The following is a 21,852-nucleotide window of genomic DNA, read 5'->3' on the forward strand; positions in this document are numbered from 1 at the left end:
GGGTCCTCAGGGTGTCAGCATCGAGCAGACCGCTGCCTCGATGGTCCGCTGGGCCGTGCGGTCGTCCGGGGCCTGCGCGGCCTCGGCGAGCGCGTCCGCCACGGTCTCCCCGTGCTCCCAGCGGTCGACCACCCGTGGGTCGACGTAGCTGTTCTTGGCCACCGTCGGGGTGTTGCCCAGCTGCTCGCTGACCCGCACGTACGCCTGCTTGACCACCTTGTTGCGGGCGGTCTTGCTGCTGGGCTTGGGCTGCTCGGCCAGCGTGGCGGCCATCAGCACGGTGGCGCTCCAGGTGCGGAAGTCCTTGGCGGTGATCTCCGCGCCGCTGATCTCCTTGAGGTAGGCGTTGATCTCGTCGCTCGTGACGTCGTGCCAGCTGCCGTCCTCGAGGGGGTAGCCCAGCAGCTCCTGGCCCTGGTCGGCCGGGCGCTCCAGCAGCGCCCGGACGACGGTGGCCGTGGGCCGGTCCAGCAGCTCGACCTCGCGCTCGATGCCGTGCTTGGCCCGGTAGTGGAAGAACACCCGCTCGCCGCGCACCGAGACGTGCTCCCGACGCAGCGTGGCCAGGCCGTAGGTGTGGTTGTCCTCGGCGTACTGTTCGCTGCCGATCCGGAACGCCCCGAGGTCCAGCAGCCGGACGGCGCAGGCCAGCACCCGGTCGCGGTTGAGCCCGCGGGTGCGCAGCGCGGAGACCACCTCGTCGCGGACGTCGGGCAGCTGGTGGGAGATCTCCAGCACCCGCTCGTGCTTGGCGGCGTCCCGCTTGACCCGCCACTCGTCGTGGTAGCGGTACTGCCGCCGGCCGGCGGCATCGGTGCCCACGGCCTGGATGTGCCCGTTGGGCCAGGGGCAGATCCAGACGTCCTTCCAGGCCGGTGGGACGGCCAGCGCCTTGAGCCGGTCCAGCCGCTCGTCGCGGATCAGGACGCCGTCGGTGTCGTAGTAGGCGAAGCTCTTCCCGGCCCGCCGACGTGTGTAGCCCGGGACGTGCACGTCACTGCGGCGGAGTCTCACCCCGGTCAGGTGGGCACGACCGGGTCGCCTCAAACCCGCAGCCGGCAGGAGTCACCCGCTCGCCCACCCGTGCGGACGTCACTCGTTTCGCGCCCGTCCAGGTGGGCATGACAGTCTGTCGGTGCAGCTGCCGTCGGCACGGCCGGGCCCGCCCCGGACGTCACCCGCGGAGCTGCCGGCCCCCGCGCGCGCTCCGCTGGAGCGAGGGCGGGTGCGCGAGCACAGACCGCCACGTCCCCGTCCCGGGGCGCGGGGACGACGAAGGAGCGAACGACGCATGGTCGACACGACGGCTGCCGCCACCGGCGAGCGGCGCCCCGAGCGGCTGGAGCTGCGGGTCCCGACCTCGCCCACCCAGCTGCCCGCGGTGCGCGCGATGGCCGGTGACCTCGCGATGCGGATGGACTTCGACCTGGACGCGGTCGAGGACCTCCGCCTGGCCGTCGACGAGGCCTGCGCGACGCTGTCCTCGGTCGCCCTGGGCGACTCCCCGCTGACGGTGGTCTTCGAGGCCTTCCGCGAGGGCCTGCGGATCGACGCCTGGGTGCCCACCGAGCCCGGTGTCGACGTGCCCCGTGACGGCTTCGGCTGGGCGGTGCTGCACACCCTGGTCGACACCGTCGAGGCCGGCCCCAACACCCAGGCCACCGTGGTCGCCGGTGACGGCTCCAGCGCGCCGGTCGCCTGCATCGCCCTGGTGAAGAAGCTGCGCCAGTACGCGTCGGTCGCACTGTGACCCGGTCGGCTGCCACGGACGTTCCGGCCGCCGACGACGCCGTCCTCGACCAGCGTGGGCCCGTCCGGCCCCGCACCCCCGCCACCGCTGAGGCCGGGGTCCCGACCCCACCGGCTCCTGCGGGCGCTGCCACGGAGACGACCCAGATGACCACCGAGTCCACCGACACCGCGCCCGACCTCCCCGCGCTGACCGACACCGATCCGGACCTGCCGGCCGTCACCGACACCTCCCCGGAGATCCCGGCGGTCACCGCGGACGCACCCCCCGTCCCGCTGTCGGAGAACCGCAGCCGCGCCGAGCGCACCGCACCGCTGTTCGTCGAGCTGGCCGCGCTGGAGAAGGGCGACCCCCGGCGGGAGCGGCTGCGGGAGATCCTGGTCGAGGAGCACCTGCCCCTCGTCCGGCACTTCGCCCGGCGGTTCAGCAACCGCGGCGAGCCCTTCGACGACCTGCTGCAGGTCGGCACCCTGGGCCTGATCGCCGCGATCGACCGGTTCGACCCCACCCGCGGTGTGGAGTTCCTGTCCTTCGCCGTCCCCACGATCACCGGAGAGATCAAGCGGCACTTCCGCGACCAGGGCTGGTCGGTGCGCGTGCCGCGCCGGCTGCAGGAGCTGCACCTGTCGCTGAACGCCGCGGTGAGCGAGCTGTCCCAGAAGAACGGGCACGCCCCGACCCCGTCGGAGCTGGCCGAGCACCTGGGCATCCCGCGCGCGGAGGTCCTGGAGGGGCTGGCGGTGGCCAACGCCTACCGCAGCAGCTCCCTCGACGAGCGCCTCTCCGGTGAGGAGGACTCCCCCACCCTGGCCGCGACGCTGGGCGAGGAGGACGCCGCGCTCGAGGGCGTGGAGTACCGGGAGTCGCTGCAGCCGCTGCTGGCCACCATCCCGGCCCGCGAGCGCCGCATCCTCATCCTGCGGTTCTTCGGCAACATGACCCAGTCGCAGATCGCCGCCGACATCGGCATCTCCCAGATGCACGTGTCCCGGCTGCTCAGCCAGACCCTGGCCAAGCTCCGCGAGGGCCTGCTCAAGGACTGATGAAGGACCCCCTCGCCCCCCACCGCGAGCAAGCTCGCGCCGGGACCCTGCGAGGGGGCCGGGACGCCAGTGGCCCAGGACCGAGTCGGTCCTGGGCCACTGGCGTCCACGCCTCGTCGCGGCGAGGACCTCCTACTGCGGGGCGGGGGCGTCTCCGCTGCCGAGCTGCGCGGGAGAGGCCTCCCCACTGCCGAGCTGCGGGGTGGTGCGGACCTCCTCGGTGGCCTGCGCGAGCGACGGCCGCGGGGCCGACGCGGTCGGCAGGCTGGGCTCCACGCCGATGCTGGACAGCGAGATCTTGGCCTCGGGCTGCTCGGCGGCCGGCGGGAGGTTCGAGTCGAACCACGTGCTGGTGTCCAGCGACTGCGCGGGTGCCGCAGCCGCAGCCGGTGCAGCCGCGGGGGCCGCCGTGGCACCGTTGCCGTCGGGTGCGCGGTCGACGTCCAGCCAGGAGCGCTGCTCGCCGTCGGAGCCGCCGAGGCGGCCCAGGCCCTCCAGCGCCTTGCTGAACTCGCTGGGGACGATCCACATCTTGTTCGCGTCGCCCTGGGCGATCTTGGGCAGCGTCTGCAGGTACTGGTAGGCCAGCAGCCCGGAGTCGGGCTTGCCGTCGTGGATGGCCTGGAAGACCGTCTCGATCGACTTGGCCTGACCCTGGGCCTGCAGGAACAACGCGGCCCGCTCACCCTCGGCGCGCAGGATCCGGCTCTGCCGCTCGGCCTCCGCGTCGAGGATCGCCGCCTGCTTCTTGCCCTCGGCCGACAGGATCGCCGCGGCCTTCTGGCCCTCGGCGGTCGTGATCGCCGACTGCCGCTGCCCCTCGGCGGTGAGGATGACGGCGCGCTTGTCGCGGTCGGCGCGCATCTGCTTCTCCATCGAGTCCTGGATGGAGGGCGGCGGGTCGATCGCCTTGATCTCGACCCGGGCCACCCGCAGGCCCCACGGCCCGGTGGTGCCGTCGAGCACGCTGCGCAGCTGGGAGTTGATGCCGTCCCGGCCGGTCAGCGCGCCCTCGAGGTTCAGCCCACCGACGACGTTGCGCAGCGTCGTCGTCGTCAGCTGCTCCATGCCGGTGATGTAGTTCGCGATACCGTAGACGGCCAGCCGCGGGTCGGTCACCTGGAAGTAGACGACGGTGTCGATGCCCACCTGCAGGTTGTCGGCGGTGATCACCGGCTGCGGCGGGAAGGAGATGACCTGCTCGCGGAGGTCGATGGTCGCGCGGACGCGGTCGACGAAGGGCACGAGCAGGGCGAGGCCGGGCGAGAGGGTGCGGCTGTAGCGGCCGAGCCGTTCGACGACCTTCGCCTGGGCCTGCGGGACGATCGTCACGCTCTTGGCCAGGACGACGACCGCCAGCAGCACGACGACGATCAGTGCGATGAGTGCGGGTTCCACGGTGCTCCGTTCCTCGGAGGTGGGGCGTCCCCCCGATGGTGCACCGTCCCCGCGGGGACGATCACCTCCGACGGGGCAGCGTCACCCGATCGCAACGGGTCAGGTGTGGCTCACGTAGGCGATCGGGCCCTCGATCTGCACGATCCGCACCTCGGTGCCCACCTCGTAGACCTCGCCGTCGAGCTGCGTGCGGGCCGACCACTCGTCGTGACCCATCCGCACCTGGCCGGCGTCGCCGTCGACGCGCGCGCTGACCACGGCGGTGCGCCCGACGATGGCCTGGACGCCGTCGATCTGCTCCGGCGTGCGGTCGACCAGGTGCCGCTTGGCGACCGGTCGCACGACGGCCAGCAGCCCCACCGAGACGATCACGAAGGCGGCCAGCTGCACCGGCACGCTGTCGGTCAGCAGCGCCGCACTCATCCCGCCCAGGGCGCCACCGGCGAACATGAGCAGGACCAGGTCCAGGCTGGCCATCTCGCCGGCGGCGAACAGCCCCGCGGCGATCAACCAGAGCAACCAGGCAGCCACGCTCCGCAGTCTCGCACGCCCAGCTGTGTCCGACCGGTCCGCGCGACCGTCGGCGACCTCACTGCCCGGGCATCCACATCGGGCCGCCGGGGGTCGTAGCCTCGACAACCGTGCACGACATCGCCGCCGGCCGCTTCGCCGTCTGGGCCACCGCCTGGCTCACCGGACGCACCTCCTACGACGAGGCACTCGACGCCCTCGTCGGCGACACCGCGCACCGGGTGGTCGGCCTGCCGGACACCACGGAGGCCGTGCCGCTGGGGTGGGCGCTGAGCGCGCTGCGCGGGCTGGGTGAGCAGCGGCTGCGGCTGGTCCTGCCCGTGCCCGGCGACACCCGCGGCGTCCCGGCGCTGCCCGCACTGGTCGCGCTGGCGCTGGAGTCCGGCCAGGCCGTGGTCGGCACCCGGATCGCGCTGGTGCCCGAGGAGATCGGCAGCGAGGTGGTCTCCTGGACGGCGGTGTCGCTGGACGGCGCCCCGCCCGCGGCCCCGCCGGTGGAGGGCACCCTGCGCGCGGTGTCCGGCGCCCTGGACCTCGCGGTCGGCGACTCCGCGCGCACGCTGGCCGCGCTGGACCTGGCGCGGTGGAACCCCGAGGTGCCCGCGCTGCTGGCCGGGCTGGCCCGCCGGGTGCACGCGCCGGGCCTGCCCGACGACCACGACCAGCTCGCGGCCTCGGTGCTCGGCCGGGCGCAGCGGCTGTCGCAGGTGCTGGACCTGGCGATGGCCGACGCCCCCGGGGCCGCGGTCACCCACGCCCAGGCCGCCCGCCGCGACGAGGCGCTGCGCCCCCTGGCCTCCGCCGTCCGCGAGGCCACCGTCGCCGCCTACAACTGGGTCCCGCGCGGCTGACCCCGCCCCTCGTGCGGTCTTCCCCCCGCTCCTGCGCCGGTGCAGCAGCGTGAGACCGGGGGGAAGACCGCAAGGGCACGGCCCGGGACGGCGGGACGGCCGCCGCAGCGCCGGCGGCGGGGCGCCGCCCGTCGGGCGGGCGGCGCCCCGGCGATCAGGTGGCCGCGGCCGCCGGGCGGGCCGCGGGGCGCTGGACGAAGCAGCAGAACGCCGGGCAGTTGGTGCCCAGCCGCGGCTCGCCGCCGGCGCGGCGCTCCTCCAGCAGCTCCCGCAGCGAGCTGACGAACGCCGGGTGGGTGCCCGCCGTCGCGGCCCGCGCGAAGGCCAGCCCGAGCTCGCCGGCGGTCTCCAGCGCCTCGTTGTCCAGGTCCCAGATGACCTCGAGGTGGTCGCTGATGAACCCGACCGGGAAGACCACGACGGCCTGCTCGCCGTTCTCGGCCAGCGCCCGCAGGTGGTCGTTGACGTCGGGCTCCAGCCACGGCACCGACGGCGGGCCGCTGCGGCTCTGCCACACCAGGTCGAAGGACCGGCCCGGCGCAGCGGCGTCGACGACGGCCTGCGCGGCGGCGGTCAGCTCGGCCTCGTAGGCACCACCCTGCGGCCCGGCGACGGCGGCCATCGCGTTCGGGATGCTGTGCGCGGTGGCGACCAGCCGGGCGCCGTCCCGCAGCTCGGCCGGCAGCGAGGCGATCGCGGCGGCCAGCGCGTCGGCGTTGGCCTGCACGAAGCCCGGTGCGTCGAAGTAGTGCGGCAGCTTCTCCGCCGTCGGCCCGGCCGGGGCGGTCGGGTCGGACTCCAGCGCGACCCGGGCCCGGGCGACGTCCTCGTGGTACTGCCGGCACCCGGAGAACGAGGCGTAGGCCGAGGTCGCGAGCACGTAGGCGTGCTCGATGCCGTCGTCGGCCATCTGCCGCCAGGCGTCCTCGACGTAGGGCGCCCAGTTGCGGTTGCCCCAGTAGACCGGCATGTCGACGCCGACCGAGCGCAGTTCGGCCTCCAGGGCGCTGATCAGCGCCTTGTTCTGCTCGTTGATCGGGCTCACGCCGCCGAAGTGGTGGTAGTGCTCGGCCACCTCCTCCAGCCGCTCGGGCGGGATGCCACGGCCGCGGGTGACGTTGAGCAGGAAGGGCATGACGTCGTCGTGGCCCTCGGGCCCGCCGAAGCCGAGCACCAGCAGCGCCTCACGCCGTCCGGCCGGGGCCGGGGCGGACGACGGCTCGACGCCGCCGTTGTTGCGGACGGCGAGCGAGGGGTCGGCGTTCGGCTCCTGGCCGGCCGGGGTGATGGAGACACCCTCGGGCAGAGGGTGCCGGGGGCGGGCGAGATCAGGCGCGGTCACGAGACCGTCATACCCCCACGGCGTGGAAGCCGCCGTCGACGTGCACGATCTCGCCGGTGGTCGCCGGGAACCAGTCGCTCAGCAGCGCGGCGACGGCCTTGCCGGCGGGCTCGGTGTCGGTGACCGACCAGCCCAGCGGCGCGCGGCCCTCCCAGGCCTCCTCGAACTGGTTGCTGCCCGGGATCGACTTCATGGCCATGGTGCGCAGCGGGCCGGCGGCGACGAGGTTGACCCGCACGCCCTCCGGGCCGAGCTCACGGGCCAGGTAGCGGGAGGTGGACTCGAGTGCGGCCTTGGCCGCCCCCATCCAGCCGTAGACCGGCCAGGCCACCGTGGCGTCGAAGGTCAGCCCGACCACGGCGGCGGTGTCGCCGAAGAGCGGGCGGCAGGCCTGGGTGAGGCTGGCCAGCGACCAGGTGGACACCTGGAAGGCCGTCGCCGCGTGCTCCCAGGCGACCTCGGTGAAGCCCTCGCCCATGGCCTCCTGCGGCGCGAAGCCGATGGAGTGCACGACGCCGTCCAGGCGGGCGTCGGCGCCCAGGTGCTCGCGCAGCCGGTCGGCCAGCGTGGCCAGGTGCTCGGTGTTCGTCACGTCGAGCTCCACGACCGCGGCCTCCTGCGGCAGCCGCTTGGCGATCCGCTGGCACAGCGACAGCGCCCGGCCGAAGTTCGACAGGACGACGGTGGCGCCCTGCTCCTGGGCGATCTTCGCCGCCGAGAACGCGATCGAGGCCTCGGTCAGCACGCCTGCGACCAGGATGGTCTTGCCTTCGAGAATGCCCATGTCAGTGCCCCATCCCCAGTCCTCCGTCGACCGGGACGACGGCCCCGGTGATGTAACCCGCCTGCTCGCCCGCCAGGAAGCGGACGACGCCGGCGATCTCGTCTGCCCCGGCGAGCCGCCCCAGCGGCACCTGCCCGAGGATCTCCTGCTGCCGCGCCTCCGACAGCTCGGCGGTCATGTCGGTCGACACGAACCCCGGCGCCACCACGTTGGCGGTGATGTTGCGGCTGCCCAGCTCGCGGGCGATCGACCGCGCCAGCCCGACCAGGCCGGACTTGCTGGCCGCGTAGTTGACCTGCCCCGCCGAGCCCAGCAGCCCGACCACCGAGCTGATGAAGACCATCCGTCCCGCGCGGGCGCGCACCATCTTCGGCGCCGCACGCTTGGCGACCCGGTAGGCGGCGGTCAGGTTGGCGTCGATGACGTCGGTGAAGGCGTCCTCGCCCATCCGCAGCAGCAGCCCGTCGCGGGTGATCCCGGCGTTGCTGACCAGCACCTCGACCGGGCCCTGGTGCTCCTCGACCTCGGTGAACGCGCGGTCGACGGCTGCGCTGTCGGTGACGTCGCACTCCACGCCGAACAGCCCGTCCGGGGCGCCGCTGCCGCGGTGGGTCACCGCCACGGAGTCACCCGCCTCCGCGAACGAGCGGGCGATGGCCAGCCCGATCCCCCGGTTCCCACCGGTCACCAGCACCGACCTGCCCACTCAGCCCACCTCGCCACTCGCCGGGTACAACCGCCCATGAACCTAGTCGGTGGTCCGGCGGCGCACCCCCGCGCGGTCGGCGTCCGGCCGCCGCACACTGGTGCCGTGCCCCCTCCCCCCGCCCCGGCGCGCGGACTGGTCCGGCTGCTGAACACCGCCGACGGACGCGCGCTGTGCCTGGCCGGCGCCGTGGACGCCGGCGCCGTGGCGGACTTCCGGTCCCGCTACGGCGCCGAGCCGGCGCGGATCGAGGTGCTCGACGCACGCTCGGTCACCTCGCTCAGCGGCGCCGCCCTGGAGCTCGTGCGCGACCACCTGGACGTCGCCGCGTTGGGCGGGCGCAGCGTGCAGGTGCACCGCTCCCCCGCGGTCGACCGGCTGTTCCCGACCGACTGACCCGGCCCTCGGTCGGCCCCGGACGGCGGGACCCACGCGGCACGGACCACCGCGACGGCGACCCCGTCCACCGTCGACCGTGCACTGGTGGGCGTCCCGGCTCGACGAGACGACCACCAGCGCACACCCGACGCGCCCGGGACAGCTCGCCGTCGGCCGACAGCGGCCAGCCCCCCTCAGGTGTCACCCGTGGGTGTCACCGCATGCGGGCACGGCCCTGACCGCCGCCCTCCAGCGGTCCCCTGCGGTGCTCCTGCGCTGTCCGTGACTGCTGCACTCACCCGTCCGGTGACGTTGGGTAACCCGCTGGTGTGACGATGAGTGACGGCATCCGGGCAGTTCTCTACGGTCGGTGACGATCGCTCGAGGACGCGGCCGGTGCTGTCCCCCTCCCGCGCGGTCGTCCATGACCGTGTGCGGCTGGTGCCGCAGGGAGAAGAGGTGTGCTCGATGCGAGCAGGTGGAGCACGGCGGGGTGCAGTCGGACTGGGGGCCGCGCTGACGTTCGGGGCGCTGCTGACCGGCTGCCAGCTGCCCGACGTCGGCATGAGCCCGGGGCTCTCGGCCGCAGCGGCGGAGACCTCGGCGGCGACGACCTCGGCCGCCCCGGCGACCACGGCCGGGCCCGCAATCACGCCGGTCGCCGAGGAGGCCCCGGTCACCCCGGTGCGCAGCGCCGGCGACCTGGACACCGGGTCGGTGACCCACACGGTGGCCGCCGGCGACCGGGACGTCGTCATCGACTGGTGGACCGACCAGGAGGCCGTCTCCTGGACCGCCGCCGACGCCAAGACGATCCAGCTGGCCGCGCACGTCGAGGGCGGCACGGCACGGCAGGCCGTGAAGGTCACCCGCTTCGCCGCCACCGCCGACGACGGCACGACCCGCACCACGGTCACCGAGGACCGCGGCGAGTTCGTCCTCACCCCGCCCTTCGACTACACCAGCGCGCTCAACGTGGCCCCGTCGGCCGCCACCGCCACCCAGCTCACCGTGTACGTGCAGTTCGACCTGCTCGTCGAGACCGCCATCGGCTCGGGCGAGTACTTCCGACAGACCGTCCAGGACAGCATCGAGCTGCCCCTCCTGCAGGAGACCTCATGACCGAGCTCGTCGTCCCGGGCATGCGCCGGGCCACCGACCGCATCCAGCTGCTGGCCCGGGGCACGGTGGTGCCGCCGGACATCTCCTCCCTCGTCCCCGACGAGTGGGCCGACCAGCGGTCGGGCAGCGAGCGGCGCACCGCCACGATCAGCTGCATCATCCCGGCCTACAACGAGGAGGGGACGATCGCCGCCGTCCTCACCTCGCTGCTGTCCCAGACCCGGCTGCCCGACGTGATCCACGTGATCATCAACAACACCGACGACGACACCCCCGAGATCGCCCGCAGCTTCGAGGGCGCGCACGAGCGGGTCGTCAAGGGCGAGCTGTTCCGCACCGTGGTGCACGTGCACGACATCGGGGAGAACGCGGACAAGAAGGTCGGCGCCCTCAACATCGGCTACCACCTCAGCCGCGGGTACGACTACATCCTCGGCGTGGACGGCGACACCACCCTGGACCGCCGCTGCGTGGAGTGGCTGGAGAAGGAGATGGTCACCGACCCCCGCATCGGTGGGCTGTCGGCCGTCTACAGCTTCGACAAGTCCAAGGTCCACGGGGCGATGGCGCGCTTCCTGCTGGCCGGCCAGCGGGCCCAGTTCGCCGGGTTCAACATGGACAACCTCGTCCGCGGCCGCAACATGGCCGTCCTCGGCGGGCAGTGCAGCCTCTTCAGCGTCCGGGCCCTGGAGACGGTCATGTACCGCCACCACCAGTCCTCCCCCTGGGTGCGCGACTCCGAGGTCGAGGACTCCAAGCTCTCGCTGCAGATCAAGGACGCCGGGTTCAACACCAAGATCAGCGCCCGGGCCCGGGCCTACGTGGGCCCGATGACCGACCTGCGCTCGCTGCACGGCCAGCAGGTCAAGTGGAACTTCGGTGGCATCGACCTGCTGTGGCCGGGCCAGCGCGGGGACAACAAGGGCCAGCCGCTGCACCCGAACCTGCGGCTGCGCTGGTACGAGAACATCTCGATGGTCTTCAACATCAGCACCCGGATGGCCTTCGCCCTGCTGCTGGCCGCCGCGCTGTCGATCGACGCGTTCGTGTTCAACCCGGTGTGGCTGATCCCGCCGGCGGTGGCGACCCTGCTGAACCTGCGGATCGCGGCGTCGATGCACGACAAGAGCGCGACGGACATCCTCTACGCCGTGCTCATCGCCCCGGCCGAGCTCTACATGTGGGTCCGGATGGGCCACTTCGTCACCGCCTGGGTGCAGTTCCTGGCCCGGGTGGAGAAGGACAACTGGGCCGCCCAGGCGGCTGCCGAGCGCGGGCGCGGCTCGGCCTACGTGATGCCGGCGCTGTGCGCGGTCGCCACGTTCACGGTGCTGATCTTCGCCTGGAGCCAGCAGAGCGTGGGCGTGCAGTCGGCGATCCTGTCGATCGGCTGGCCGGTGCTCTACCTGGTCACCGTGCTGCAGACGCTGTTCATGATCAAGAAGCTGGTGCGCCGCCAGCGCGGCTTCACCGTCTGACCCGAACCGGCTGTCAGGTCCTCGGGGACCTGACAGCCGGTGCGGCGTCGTCCCGGTGGGGCCGGACGTCGCAGTAGCCTCCGCTGGCGCAGCGGCGGGACCGGCCCGTCCCCGCGTCCGGCCGGGACGGCGAGAGGGGTTGCTGGTGCACGGCAGGTCGCGGGGCTTCCTGGTGGTGCTGACCCTCCTGGGGCTCGCCTCGGTCGGCGTGGAGCTGACCCGGTCGGCCCCGGCACTCGCGCAGGCACCGGGCACCTGGGCGGTCACCACCGCCGTCGTCGCCCTGTTGCTGTTCTCCCCGGTGACCGTCGGCCGCCGTGACCGGGCCACCCACATGACCTTCGGCGAGACGGCCGCCGTCCTCGCCTACGCCGTCCTGGCCCCGGCGGCAGCGGCCCTCTCCCTCGGCGCCGCCGCGCTGGTGCTGGTGCTGTCGCTGCGCACCAGCGCGGTCAACCGGCTGTTCAACGCCACCTCGACGCTGACCGCCGCGGCGGCCGGCGCGCTGACCGTGGCCGCGCTCTCCGGGCACGCCCCCCGGCTGGGAGCCGCCGCCGCTGCCGCCGTGGTCTTCGGCACCGTGAGCCACCTGCAGGTCGTCACCGTGCTGAGCCTGACCCGGGGACGGCTGATCGCGGGGTTCACCAGCGGGCTGCGCCAGCTCGCCGTGGTCGAGACCGCCGGGGTGGTGCTCGGGCTGCTCCTGGCGCCCCTGCTGGTCCGCGACCCGGCGGGCGCCTGGCGGCTGCTGCCGCTGCTGGCGGTCCTGGCGGTGCTCAGCCGGCGGTACACCCGGCTGGCCACCGAGCGGGACCTGCTCGACGCGCTGGCCGAGGCCACCGCCGAACTGCACGCCACCCTGCACCCGGACCGGGTGCTCGACGCCCTGCACGCGCACGCCACCCGCCTGCTGCCCCGCAGCGAGGTCGCGCTGCAGCCGGGGCCGCCGCAGCCCCACCAGGTGGGGGACGTGGTGGCCGACGACACCCTGTGGCTGGTGGCCCGCACCGGGGTGGCGCAGGTCGGCGTCCCGGCCGAGCAGCGGGTGCTGCACGGGCTCACGGCCGCGGCGCGCCGGGCCCTGGACAACGCCCGCCTGCACCGTCAGGTCGAGGAGCAGGCACTCACCGACGCCCTGACCGGCGTGCCGAACCGGGCGGCGCTGGTGCGGCACCTGACGCGGGAACTGGCCCGGGCCCACCGCCACGGCAGCTCCATCGGGCTGCTCTTCCTCGACCTCGACGGGTTCAAGCGGGTCAACGACGTGCACGGGCACGAGGCGGGCGACGCCCTGCTCTGCGACGTCGCCGCCCAGCTGCGCGGTGCGGTGCGGACCGAGGACCTCGTGGCCCGGCTGGCCGGCGACGAGTTCTGCGTCGTGCTGGACGGCATGGCCGACCGGGCGCAGGCGAGTGGGGTGGCCGAGGACCTGCGGAGCCGGCTGGAACGCGGCCTGGGTGCACGCGGGGTCGGCGTCAGCCTCGGCCTGGCGCTCGGCCCCGGGGACGGCGACGACCCGGCCGCGCTGCTGCGTGCGGCGGACGAGGCGATGTACGCCGACAAGACCGCCCGCGCCCGCACCGGCGCCTCGTCCGCCCGCCCGGCCGCCGTCGACGACTGACCCGTCCTCCCCCGGCCGGGAGCGGCCCGGGTGCGGTCAGAGGAGCCGGTTGGTCCACAGCAGCGAGGCGACGATGCCGAGGAAGGCGAAGAGCAGGCCGCCGCGGACGAACCACGGGCTGATGTCCTGGGCCTCGGTCGTGTAGCCGATCTGGCTGCCGAGGTCCTCGTACACCTGCTCCAGCTCCGCGGCGCTCGCCGCCTCGCTGTAGCTGCCGCCGGTCTCGTCGGCGATGTCCTCCAGCGTCGAGCGGTCGACCGGCACCGGGAAGCGCTCGCCGTTGAGGTCCAGGACGCCGTAGTCGGTGCCGAAGGCGATCGTGGACACCGGCACCTGGGCCGCCACAGCCGCCTCGACGGCCTGGGTCGTCTCCCGGCCCACCGTGTTGTAGCCGTCGGACAGCAGCACCACCCGGGCCGGCGGCACCTCCTCGCCGCCGGTCTGCAGCGTCGACTGGAAGTTCGTCACCGCGCTCAGCGAGGTGAACACCGCCTCCCCGATGGCGGTCGCCTCGGCCAGCTGCAGGTTGCGCAGCGCGGTGCGCACCTGCTCGCGGTCGGTCGTCGGGGTGACCAGCGTGGTCGCCGTCCCGGCGAAGGACACCAGCCCGAGGTTGATCCGGGCGGGCAGGACGTCGACGAACTGCTCGGCCGCCACCTGCATGGCCTGGAAGCGGTCGGGCTCGATGTCGGTGGCCCGCATGGACAGCGAGACGTCGACGGTCATGATCACCGTCGCCCGTTCCCGCGGCACCCGGACCTCGGTGCTGGGCACCGCCAGGGAGGTCACCAGCACCGCCAGGCCCGCGGCCACCAGACCGAAGGCCACGTGCCGGCGCCACCCGGCCCGCTTGGGCACCAGCGAGCCGAGCAGTGCGACGTTGGTGAAGCGCGCGGCGTACTTCGCGCGACGCAGCTGCAGGACCACGTACAGCGCGACCAGCGCTCCGACGGCGAGCAGCGCCACCAGCCACCACGGGGACTGGAAGGTCATCGGGAGGCTCCTCCGTTGCCGGCACGCCGGCGGTGGGCGACGTAGGCGACGACGTCGGCCATCCAGTCGCGGTCGGTCTGCAGCCGCAGGTGCCCTGCACCCGTCCGGCGCAGGGCGGCGGCGATCTCCGCCCGCTGGGCGGCGGCGCCCTCGGCGAAGCGGCGGCGCACGTCGGCGTTGCCGGTGGGCACCTCGAGGGTCTGCCCGCTCTCCGGGTCCACGACGGTGAGCAGGCCGACGTCGGCCAGCTCCAGCTCGCGCGGGTCGACGACCTCGATGGCCAGCAGCTCGTGGCGGGCCGACAGCCCCCGCAGCGGGCGCTCCCAGTCCAGGTCGCCGAGGAAGTCCGAGATCACCACGACCAGCCCGCGGCGGCGCGGTGGACGGCGCAGCGAGTCGATCGCGGTGGCCAGGTCACCGCGGCGTCCGCTCCCGGCCCGCGGGGTGTCCACCACGGCGCGCAGCAGCCGGTCGACCGCCAGCCGGCCCGGCACCGCCGGGTACCGGTCGACCCGCTCGCCGGTGGTCACCACGGCGCCGAGCCGGTTGCCGCCCCGCACGGTCAGGTGGCCGACCGCGGCCAGGCCGGCGATGGCCAGGTCGCGCTTCTCCGAGTCCGCGGTGCCGAAGTCCAGGCTGGCGGACAGGTCCAGCACCACCCAGGTCTCCAGCTCGCGGTCGGCCACGGTCTCCCGGACGTGCGGCGACTGGGTGCGCGCGGTCACCGCCCAGTCCATCCGGCGGACGTCGTCGCCGGGGTGGTACGTGCGGGCGTCGCCGGCCTCGCTGCCCGAGCCCGGGACCAGGCCGAGGTGGTCGCCCTGCAGCAACCCGTCCAGCCGGCGCCGGATGGTCAGCTCCAGCCGGCGCAGCAGCACCGCCGAGGACGTCCCCGGCCCGAAGTGCGGCGGGGCGCCGCCGGTGCCGGCCGGCGCCCCCGCCGGGCTCGGCCCGGTCATCCCGGCTGCGGGCCCGAGCCGCCGTCGGGCCGGCCGCCCTGCTGCTGCGGGCCCTGCTGGAACGGCCCCTGCTGGTAGGGCGCCTGCCGGAACTGGTCCGAGGGGAACTGGCCCTGCGGGTGGCCGCCCTGCTGCGGCCTCCCCTGGCCGTTGGCGGAGGCGTGCGCGCCGGCGGGCACGCGCTGCGCGGCGCCGTCCGGCGGGCCGTACTGACCACCCGGCCCGGGCACCATCGGGCCACCGGGGGCCGCGGGTCCGAACCCGTCGGCACGCTGCCGTGGGGTGACCTGCGGCAGCGGGACGCTCTGCAGCACCCGCTTGACGACGTGGTCGGCGGGCACGCCGTCGGCCAGCGCGTCGTAGGAGAGCACCAGGCGGTGCCGCAGCACGTCGGCGGTCACGTCCAGCACGTCCTGGGGCAGCACGTAGTCGCGGCCGCGGATCAGCGCGAGCGCCCGGCTGGCGGCGATCAGGCCCAGCGAGGCGCGCGGGCTGGCCCCGTAGGAGACCCAGTTGGCCACGTCGGGCATGCCGTGCTCCGCGGGCGCCCGGGTCGCCACCACCAGCCGGACGACGTAGTCGACCAGCGCGTGGTGGACGAAGACCTGCGAGGCGGTGCGCTGCAGCCGCCGGACGTCGTCCGGGCCGAGGACCGTCTGCGGCGTCGGCGGGGTCTGCCCCATCCGGTAGATGATCTCCCGCTCCTCCTCCGGGCTCGGGTAGTCCACGAGCACCTTGAGCAGGAACCGGTCGCGCTGAGCCTCGGGCAGCGGGTAGACGCCCTCGTTCTCGATCGGGTTCTGGGTGGCCAGCACCAGGAACGGGTCGGGCAGCTTGTGCGTGACCCCGCCGATCGACACCTGTCGCTCGGCCATGACCTCCAGCAGCGCCGACTGCACCTTCGCCGGCGCGCGGTTGATCTCGTCGGCGAGCACGAAGTTGGCGAACACCGGGCCCAGCTCGGTGTCGAAGGCGTCCTGGCCGGCCTTGTAGATGCGGGTGCCGATGATGTCGGCCGGCACCAGGTCCGGGGTGAACTGCAGGCGGGAGAAGTGCCCCCCGACGACGGTGGCCAGGGTCTCCACCGCCAGGGTCTTGGCGACGCCGGGCACGCCCTCCAGGAGCACGTGGCCGCGGGCCAGCAGGCCCACCAGCATCCGTTCCACCAGCCGGTCCTGACCGACGATGACCCGCTTGATCTCGAACAGCGCACGCTCGAGCTGAGCGGCGTCCACCGACGGTGGGGTGGGCTGGTCGGGGACGGACTGGCTTCCGGCAGCGGTCACCGGCCCAGTCTCCACCACCTGGCTGTGCCGGCCACCGACGCGGCGACGGAAAGGGGTCGGGCGGCGTCGCCGGAACCGCCCGACGCACCGCCGGGGCTGCTAACCTCGGAGGTGCGTCGGGCAGCTCCCCCCGTGGCTGCCCGACGCCCTTCCCCCGCACCCCCGGCCCCCGCAGGACGCGGGCCGGGGACGCTCAGCCGGTCGGTCGGACCGCCCCGAAGTAGTCGCTGCCGAACCACATGGTGCTCACCTTCACCACGTCGTTGCTCTGTGGCGCCTGGACCACCTGGTTGCCGCCGATGTAGAGCGCCACGTGGTAGATCGACGTGTAGTCGTTGCCGGTGCCCCAGAACACCAGGTCGCCGGGCTGCAGGTCGGCCCGGGCGACGGTGCGGTCCCGGAAGCGCCAGTACTGGTCGCGGCTGGTGCCGCCGATGGCCACCCCGGCCTGCGCGTAGGCGTACTGGGTCAGGCCGGAGCAGTCGAACCCCCAGATCCTGGTGTCCGGGGCGATCCCGAAGCTCGGCCCGTTGCTGCCGCCACCGCCCCAGGAGTAGGGCAGGCCCAGCTGGGTGCGGGCCGCGGCGATGGCCCGCTGCACGGTCGAGCCGGACGGCGCGTCCGCACTGGTCCCGCCCGGCTTCGGCGCGACGGGGACCTTGACCGGCGCCTTGACCGGCGCCGGGGCGGGCGCCGGGGCCGGTGCCGGAGCGGGCGCCGGCGCTGCGTTGCCACGTCCGCTGGTGCCACCCCCGGTGCTGCCACCCGCGGCAGGGGCCACGGGGGCGCCGGCCGCCGGGGCGCGGGACGGCGTGCTGCTGGGTGCCGCGGCCGCCGGGGCGCCGGCGGCCGGTGCTGCGGTGGTCGCGCGCTGCGGAGCGGCCGGCGGCGGGGCAGCGGCGGCCTGGGCCGCCGCGTACTCCTCCGCGGCCTTGCGGGCACCGGCCAGGCCGAGCGCCACCTGCTGCGCCTCGGCCAGCCGGCCCTCCAGCTGCTCCTGCTGCTCGACCAGCGCGGCGGCCTGCTCGCGGGCGGCGACCTTCTGCTCCTGGGCGCTGGCCAGCAGCGTCGCCGCCTCGGTCTCCAGCGCCTGGGCCGCGCCGAGGGTCGCCTGCGCGGTCTGCTCGGCGACGGTGGCCTGCTGCTCGAGCACCGTGAGCTCGGCGACGACGTCGGTGCGGTGCTCCCCGGCGGCGTCGAGCAGGGCGGCCCGCTCGATCAGCTCGGCCGGGCCGCCGGCGGTCATCAGCGCCAGCACGCCGCCGGCGGTGCTGCCCTGGACGTAGCTGTCCCGGGCGAAGGCGGCGACCGCGTCCCGCCCGCCCGCGAGCTGGACGTCGGCCGCGACGGCGGCAGCGGCAGCGGCCTCGGCCGCCGTCCGTGCCTCGTCGGAGGCGGTCTGCTTCTCCTCGTAGTCCTGCAGGGCGATGTCGGCCTGCGCGGCGGCACCGGCGGCCGCGGACTGCGCCTGCGCCAGCGCGGCGGTGATCTGACCGACCTCCGCGGCCGCAGCGGCCCTGGCCTGCTCCGCGGCGCTGATCTGCTGGTCGCTGGGGTTCACCGGGGCGGCTCCCGCCGTCCCCGGCGCGACGACCAGGCAGGCCGCCGTCACCGTGCCGGCGGCCAGCGCCCGCTGCAGCCAGTGACCTCCCGTCCGTCGTCCCGTCCCTGCCCGTGTGCCCACGCGTGCCCGCACTGCCAGCTCCTCCGTTGCCCGGCGCCAAGTGCTCGGCGACGCCGGTCTCGACCAGTCCCGGCACACCCGCGACGGGTGTGCTCTCCCGGGCCCATCGACCGGACGGGCGGGACGCCGGAGGGCCGGGGCGGCCACCTCCCCCCTCGGGGTGAGGCCCTGTCCCCTGCGGAGGGTGGCGACTCCGCCCACTGAGGGTGAGGGAAGGGCAGCCTTGCTCCACACGCGGCCGATCGGGCTGGGATGATCGGGGGTGGCACATCGAGGCGCAGGACGCGCGCAGGACCAGCGAGGGTGAGGCGCAGACAGTGGCAGCCAGCAAGGACAGCTTCGGAGCCCGGTCGACGCTCGACGTCGACGGCACCGAGTACGACATCTTCCGGCTCGACGCGGTGGAGGGCGCTGAGAAGCTGCCCTTCAGCCTCAAGGTCCTGCTGGAGAACCTCCTCCGCACCGAGGACGGCGCGAACATCACCGCCGACCACATCCGTGCGCTGGCGAACTGGGACCCCTCGGCCGAGCCCGACCAGGAGATCCAGTTCACCCCGGCCCGCGTGGTGATGCAGGACTTCACCGGCGTGCCGTGCATCGTCGACCTGGCCACCATGCGCGAGGCCATGGCCGACCTGGGCGGCGACCCGCAGCGGATCAACCCGCTCGCCCCGGCCGAGCTGGTCATCGACCACTCCGTCATCGCCGACGTGTTCGGCACCCCGGACTCGTTCGAGCGCAACGTCGAGATCGAGTACCAGCGCAACGGCGAGCGCTACCAGTTCCTCCGCTGGGGCCAGGGCGCCTTCGACGACTTCAAGGTCGTCCCCCCGGGCACCGGCATCGTCCACCAGGTCAACATCGAGCACCTGGCCCGCGTGGTCTTCCCGCGCGCCGAGGGCGACCGCACGCTGGCCTACCCGGACACCTGCGTGGGCACCGACTCGCACACCACCATGGTCAACGGCCTGGGCGTGCTGGGCTGGGGCGTCGGCGGCATCGAGGCCGAGGCCGCGATGCTGGGCCAGCCGGTGTCGATGCTCATCCCCCGCGTGGTCGGCTTCAAGCTCACCGGCGAGCTGCCCGACGGCGCCACCGCCACCGACCTGGTCCTCACGATCACCGAGATGCTGCGCCAGCACGGCGTGGTCGGGAAGTTCGTCGAGTTCTACGGCGCCGGCGTCTCCGCCGTCCCGCTGGCCAACCGGGCCACGATCGGCAACATGAGCCCGGAGTTCGGCTCGACCGCCGCGATGTTCCCCATCGACGGCGAGACGATCCGCTACCTCCAGCTCACCGGCCGGTCCGCCGAGCAGATCGCCCTGGTCGAGGCCTACGCCAAGGCCCAGGGCATGTGGCACGACGACGACCGCGAGCCGGCGTTCTCCGAGTACCTCGAGCTCGACCTGTCCACCGTGGTGCCGAGCATCGCCGGTCCCAAGCGCCCGCAGGACCGCGTCGCGATGACCGAGGCCAAGGAGGCGTTCCGCGAGGCGCTGCCCACCTACGCCCCCGACGGTGACAGCGACCCCGACGACGCCGCCGCCGAGGCCTCCACGGTCGACGAGGCGGTCGAGGAGACCTTCCCGGCCTCGGACCCGGCCAGCCCGTTCGCGACCGGCAACGGCGACGCCGGCAAGCCGCACGACGCCGTCACCGGCTCGGATTCCGGCCGCACCCGCAAGCCCACCAAGGTGGTCATGGAGGACGGCACCGAGACCGAGGTCGACCACGGGCACGTGGTGATCGCCGCCATCACCTCCTGCACCAACACCTCGAACCCCTCGGTGATGATCGGTGCCGCGCTGCTGGCCAAGAAGGCCGTCGAGGCGGGCCTGTCCACCAAGCCGTGGGTCAAGACGACGCTGGCGCCGGGGTCGAAGGTCGTCACCGACTACTACGAGAAGTCCGGGCTCACCCCGTACCTGGAGAAGCTCGGCTTCTACCTGGTGGGCTACGGCTGCACCACCTGCATCGGCAACTCCGGTCCGCTGCCGGAGCCGGTCAGCCAGGCGGTCAACCACGCCGACCTCGCCGTGGTCTCCGTGCTCTCGGGCAACCGGAACTTCGAGGGCCGGATCAACCCCGACATCAAGATGAACTACCTGGCGTCCCCGCCGCTGGTGATCGCCTACGCGCTCGCCGGCACGATGGACCTGGACCTGACCACCGAGCCGCTGGGCACCGGCACCGACGGCCAGCCCGTCTACCTGCGCGACATCTGGCCCTCGCCGCACGAGGTGCAGCGGACCATCGACGAGTCGGTCACGGCGGAGATGTTCGCCAACGACTACGCCGACGTCTTCGCCGGCACCCAGCAGTGGCAGGAGCTCCCGACCCCCACCGGCGACACGTTCGAGTGGGACGCCGAGAGCACCTACGTCCGCAAGCCCCCGTACTTCGAGGGCATGCCGGCCGAGCCGGCCCCGGTCACCGACATCACCGGCGCCCGCACGCTGGCGGTGCTGGGCGACTCGGTCACGACCGACCACATCTCGCCGGCCGGCTCGATCAAGGGCGACTCCCCCGCCGGGAAGTACCTGACCGAGCACGGCATCGAGCGCCGCGACTTCAACTCCTACGGGTCCCGTCGTGGCAACCACGAGGTCATGATCCGCGGCACCTTCGCCAACATCCGGCTGCGCAACCAGCTGGTGCCCGGCACCGAGGGCGGTGTCACCAAGAACCACCTGACCGGTGAGACGACCTCGATCTACGACGCCTCGCGCGCCTACCTCGACGCCGGCATCCCGCTGGTCGTGCTGGCCGGCAAGGAGTACGGCTCCGGGTCCTCCCGTGACTGGGCGGCCAAGGGGACGGCGCTGCTGGGGGTCAAGGCCGTCATCGCCGAGAGCTACGAGCGCATCCACCGCTCCAACCTCATCGGCATGGGCGTGCTGCCGCTGCAGTACCCCGAGGGCCAGAGCCGGGAGTCCCTCGGCCTGACCGGCGACGAGGAGTTCGAGATCACCGGGGTGACCGCGCTGAACGACGGCACGACGCCCCGCACGGTGCACGTGAAGGCCGGGGACGTCGAGTTCGACGCCCGCGTCCGGATCGACACCCCCGGTGAGGCGAACTACTACCGCAACGGCGGGATCATGCAGTACGTGCTGCGCTCGCTGCGCGGGACCGTCTCCGCCTGATGGACCTGGGTCTGGGTGGTCGCAACTACCTGCTCACCGGCGCGAGCCGGGGGCTGGGACTGGCGACCGCCCAGGCCCTCGTCGCGGACGGGGCCCGGGTGCTGATCAGCTCCCGGGCCGCGTACTCCGTCTCCGCAGCGGTCGAGACGCTCGGCGCGAACGCCACCGGGGTGGCTGCCGACCTGGCCGACCCGGCGGCGGCCGACGTCCTGGTCGCCGAGACGCTGGGCCAGCTCGGCGGGGTCGACGGGGCGCTGATCTCGGTCGGTGGCCCGGCTCCCGGCTCAGTGCTGGACGTCGGCGAGGACGCCTGGCGGGCCGGGGTGGAGAGCGTGCTGCTCGGGCCGCTGCGGCTGGTCCGGGCGCTGGTGCCGCACCTGTCCGACGGGGCGGCGATCGGCTTCGTGCTGTCCACCTCGGTGCGCCAGCCGATCGGGCGTCTGGCGATCTCCAACGGGCTGCGTCCCGGGCTGGCGATGACCGCGAAGGCGCTGGCCGACGAGCTCGGCCCGCGCGGCATCCGGGTGTTCGGGTTGCTGCCCGGCACCATCGCCACCGACCGGATCGCCGAGATCGAGGCCGCCTCCGGCGACCCGGCCGCCGCCCGCGCCCGCACCGAGGCGGCCATCCCGCTGGGCCGCGTGGGGCGGCCGGAGGAGTTCGGCCGGGTCGCCGCGTTCGCCCTCTCCCCCGCCGCGTCCTACCTGACCGGCACGATGCTCACCGTCGACGGCGGCAGCACGAGGGCCCTGTGATGAGCCCCGGCCACCGTCGTGCGCT

General features: G+C 74.0%; 19 protein-coding genes. 9 read left to right on the forward strand and 10 right to left on the reverse strand.

From position 1 onward, the window contains the following. Positions 1-6: 6 nt before the first annotated feature. Complete coding sequence (locus tag O2W14_RS10850) at positions 7-1,014, reverse strand: DNA topoisomerase IB (protein ID WP_269176104.1); 1,008 nt, start codon at positions 1,012-1,014, stop codon at positions 7-9. 277 nt (positions 1,015-1,291) lie between these two features. On the opposite strand from O2W14_RS10850, the gene O2W14_RS10855 reads away from it, so the two are divergent. Together O2W14_RS10855 and O2W14_RS10860 are read left to right on the forward strand one after the other, a co-directional pair. Further along, on the forward strand, positions 1,292-1,750 hold the full coding sequence (locus O2W14_RS10855; protein WP_269176105.1) for an ATP-binding protein: 459 nt from the start codon (positions 1,292-1,294) through the stop codon (positions 1,748-1,750). Between the two features lie 146 nt (positions 1,751-1,896). Continuing rightward, entirely contained in the window at positions 1,897-2,793 is an 897-nt protein-coding gene (locus O2W14_RS10860; protein ID WP_269176106.1) for an RNA polymerase sigma factor SigF, read from the forward strand. A gap of 132 nt (positions 2,794-2,925) precedes the next feature. On the opposite strand, the gene O2W14_RS10865 is transcribed toward O2W14_RS10860, so the two are convergent. Both O2W14_RS10865 and O2W14_RS10870 read right to left on the reverse strand, forming a co-directional pair. Beyond that, positions 2,926-4,191: an SPFH domain-containing protein gene (locus tag O2W14_RS10865; RefSeq protein WP_269176107.1), complete on the reverse strand. Its 1,266-nt coding sequence runs from the start codon at positions 4,189-4,191 to the stop codon at positions 2,926-2,928. A gap of 99 nt (positions 4,192-4,290) precedes the next feature. Further along, a complete protein-coding gene (locus O2W14_RS10870; RefSeq protein WP_269176108.1) occupies positions 4,291-4,722 on the reverse strand; it encodes an NfeD family protein in 432 nt (143 codons plus the stop codon). Positions 4,723-4,832: 110 nt separating this feature from the next. On the opposite strand from O2W14_RS10870, the gene O2W14_RS10875 reads away from it, so the two are divergent. Then, positions 4,833-5,573 carry a hypothetical protein gene (locus O2W14_RS10875; RefSeq protein ID WP_269176109.1) on the forward strand — a complete coding sequence of 247 codons (741 nt, stop codon included), beginning with the start codon at positions 4,833-4,835 and terminating at the stop codon, positions 5,571-5,573. A gap of 154 nt (positions 5,574-5,727) precedes the next feature. Here the strand turns inward: O2W14_RS10875 and O2W14_RS10880 are convergent, their stop codons facing one another. From O2W14_RS10880 to fabG, 3 genes are read right to left on the reverse strand one after another with little or no spacing between them, the layout of a single operon-like run. Beyond that, positions 5,728-6,915 (reverse strand): ferrochelatase, encoded by a 1,188-nt coding sequence (locus O2W14_RS10880; RefSeq protein ID WP_269176110.1) that lies wholly within the window; start codon positions 6,913-6,915, stop codon positions 5,728-5,730. A 7-nt stretch (positions 6,916-6,922) separates the two neighbouring features. Then, positions 6,923-7,699 carry an enoyl-ACP reductase FabI gene (gene fabI / locus O2W14_RS10885; RefSeq protein WP_269176111.1) on the reverse strand — a complete coding sequence of 259 codons (777 nt, stop codon included), beginning with the start codon at positions 7,697-7,699 and terminating at the stop codon, positions 6,923-6,925. 1 nt (position 7,700) lies between these two features. Continuing rightward, positions 7,701-8,405: a 3-oxoacyl-ACP reductase FabG gene (fabG, locus tag O2W14_RS10890; RefSeq protein WP_269176112.1), complete on the reverse strand. Its 705-nt coding sequence runs from the start codon at positions 8,403-8,405 to the stop codon at positions 7,701-7,703. Positions 8,406-8,510: 105 nt separating this feature from the next. Between fabG and O2W14_RS10895 the strand changes: the two genes are divergently transcribed. The 4 genes from O2W14_RS10895 (at position 8,511) to O2W14_RS10910 (ending at position 13,004) form a co-directional block, all read left to right on the forward strand. Further along, positions 8,511-8,801 carry a hypothetical protein gene (locus tag O2W14_RS10895; protein WP_269176113.1) on the forward strand — a complete coding sequence of 97 codons (291 nt, stop codon included), beginning with the start codon at positions 8,511-8,513 and terminating at the stop codon, positions 8,799-8,801. A 450-nt stretch (positions 8,802-9,251) separates the two neighbouring features. Then, complete coding sequence (locus O2W14_RS10900; protein WP_269176114.1) at positions 9,252-9,905, forward strand: hypothetical protein; 654 nt, start codon at positions 9,252-9,254, stop codon at positions 9,903-9,905. Next, a complete protein-coding gene (locus O2W14_RS10905; protein WP_269176115.1) occupies positions 9,902-11,383 on the forward strand; it encodes a glycosyltransferase family 2 protein in 1,482 nt (493 codons plus the stop codon). The genes O2W14_RS10900 and O2W14_RS10905 overlap by 4 nt, the downstream gene beginning before the upstream one ends. A 145-nt stretch (positions 11,384-11,528) precedes the next feature. After that, complete coding sequence (locus O2W14_RS10910) at positions 11,529-13,004, forward strand: GGDEF domain-containing protein (protein WP_269176116.1); 1,476 nt, start codon at positions 11,529-11,531, stop codon at positions 13,002-13,004. A 36-nt stretch (positions 13,005-13,040) separates the two neighbouring features. On the opposite strand, the gene O2W14_RS10915 is transcribed toward O2W14_RS10910, so the two are convergent. The 4 genes from O2W14_RS10915 to O2W14_RS10930 all read right to left on the reverse strand — a co-directional run bounded on the left by O2W14_RS10915 (position 13,041) and on the right by O2W14_RS10930 (position 17,803). After that, positions 13,041-13,997, reverse strand: a complete 957-nt coding sequence (locus O2W14_RS10915) for a VWA domain-containing protein (protein ID WP_269176117.1) — start codon at positions 13,995-13,997, stop codon at positions 13,041-13,043. Further along, entirely contained in the window at positions 13,994-14,956 is a 963-nt protein-coding gene (locus O2W14_RS10920) for a DUF58 domain-containing protein (RefSeq protein ID WP_269176118.1), read from the reverse strand. The genes O2W14_RS10915 and O2W14_RS10920 overlap by 4 nt, the downstream gene beginning before the upstream one ends. Then, the gene (locus O2W14_RS10925; protein WP_269176119.1) at positions 14,953-16,242 is read right to left on the reverse strand and encodes an AAA family ATPase; all 1,290 of its coding nucleotides are present in this window, start codon (positions 16,240-16,242) and stop codon (positions 14,953-14,955) included. Before O2W14_RS10925 ends, O2W14_RS10920 begins: the two co-directional genes overlap by 4 nt. A gap of 193 nt (positions 16,243-16,435) precedes the next feature. Next, positions 16,436-17,803, reverse strand: a complete 1,368-nt coding sequence (locus tag O2W14_RS10930; RefSeq protein WP_269176120.1) for a C40 family peptidase — start codon at positions 17,801-17,803, stop codon at positions 16,436-16,438. A 440-nt stretch (positions 17,804-18,243) separates the two neighbouring features. Here O2W14_RS10930 and O2W14_RS10935 point away from each other — a divergent pair, with 440 nt between their 5' ends. Together O2W14_RS10935 and O2W14_RS10940 are read left to right on the forward strand one after the other, a co-directional pair. Then, positions 18,244-21,072 carry an aconitate hydratase gene (locus O2W14_RS10935; protein ID WP_269176121.1) on the forward strand — a complete coding sequence of 943 codons (2,829 nt, stop codon included), beginning with the start codon at positions 18,244-18,246 and terminating at the stop codon, positions 21,070-21,072. Continuing rightward, entirely contained in the window at positions 21,072-21,827 is a 756-nt protein-coding gene (locus O2W14_RS10940) for an SDR family oxidoreductase (protein ID WP_269176122.1), read from the forward strand. Before O2W14_RS10935 ends, O2W14_RS10940 begins: the two co-directional genes overlap by 1 nt. Positions 21,828-21,852 lie beyond the last annotated feature (25 nt).

The organism is Modestobacter sp. VKM Ac-2986 (assembly GCF_026967795.1).
In the GTDB taxonomy this organism is placed as follows: domain Bacteria; phylum Actinomycetota; class Actinomycetes; order Mycobacteriales; family Geodermatophilaceae; genus Modestobacter.

What these genes read in the sequence shown, in the direction of transcription:
- O2W14_RS10920 (WP_269176118.1), bottom strand. Translation starts at nt 14,956, where the DNA reads ATGACCGGGCCGAGCCCGGCGGGGGCGCCGGCCGGCACCGGCGGCGCC.
- O2W14_RS10855 (WP_269176105.1), top strand. Translation starts at nt 1,292, where the DNA reads ATGGTCGACACGACGGCTGCCGCCACCGGCGAGCGGCGCCCCGAGCGG.
- O2W14_RS10860 (WP_269176106.1), top strand. Translation starts at nt 1,897, where the DNA reads ATGACCACCGAGTCCACCGACACCGCGCCCGACCTCCCCGCGCTGACC.
- O2W14_RS10900 (WP_269176114.1), top strand. Translation starts at nt 9,252, where the DNA reads ATGCGAGCAGGTGGAGCACGGCGGGGTGCAGTCGGACTGGGGGCCGCG.
- O2W14_RS10915 (WP_269176117.1), bottom strand. Translation starts at nt 13,997, where the DNA reads ATGACCTTCCAGTCCCCGTGGTGGCTGGTGGCGCTGCTCGCCGTCGGA.
- fabI (WP_269176111.1), bottom strand. Translation starts at nt 7,699, where the DNA reads ATGGGCATTCTCGAAGGCAAGACCATCCTGGTCGCAGGCGTGCTGACC.
- O2W14_RS10940 (WP_269176122.1), top strand. Translation starts at nt 21,072, where the DNA reads ATGGACCTGGGTCTGGGTGGTCGCAACTACCTGCTCACCGGCGCGAGC.
- O2W14_RS10905 (WP_269176115.1), top strand. Translation starts at nt 9,902, where the DNA reads ATGACCGAGCTCGTCGTCCCGGGCATGCGCCGGGCCACCGACCGCATC.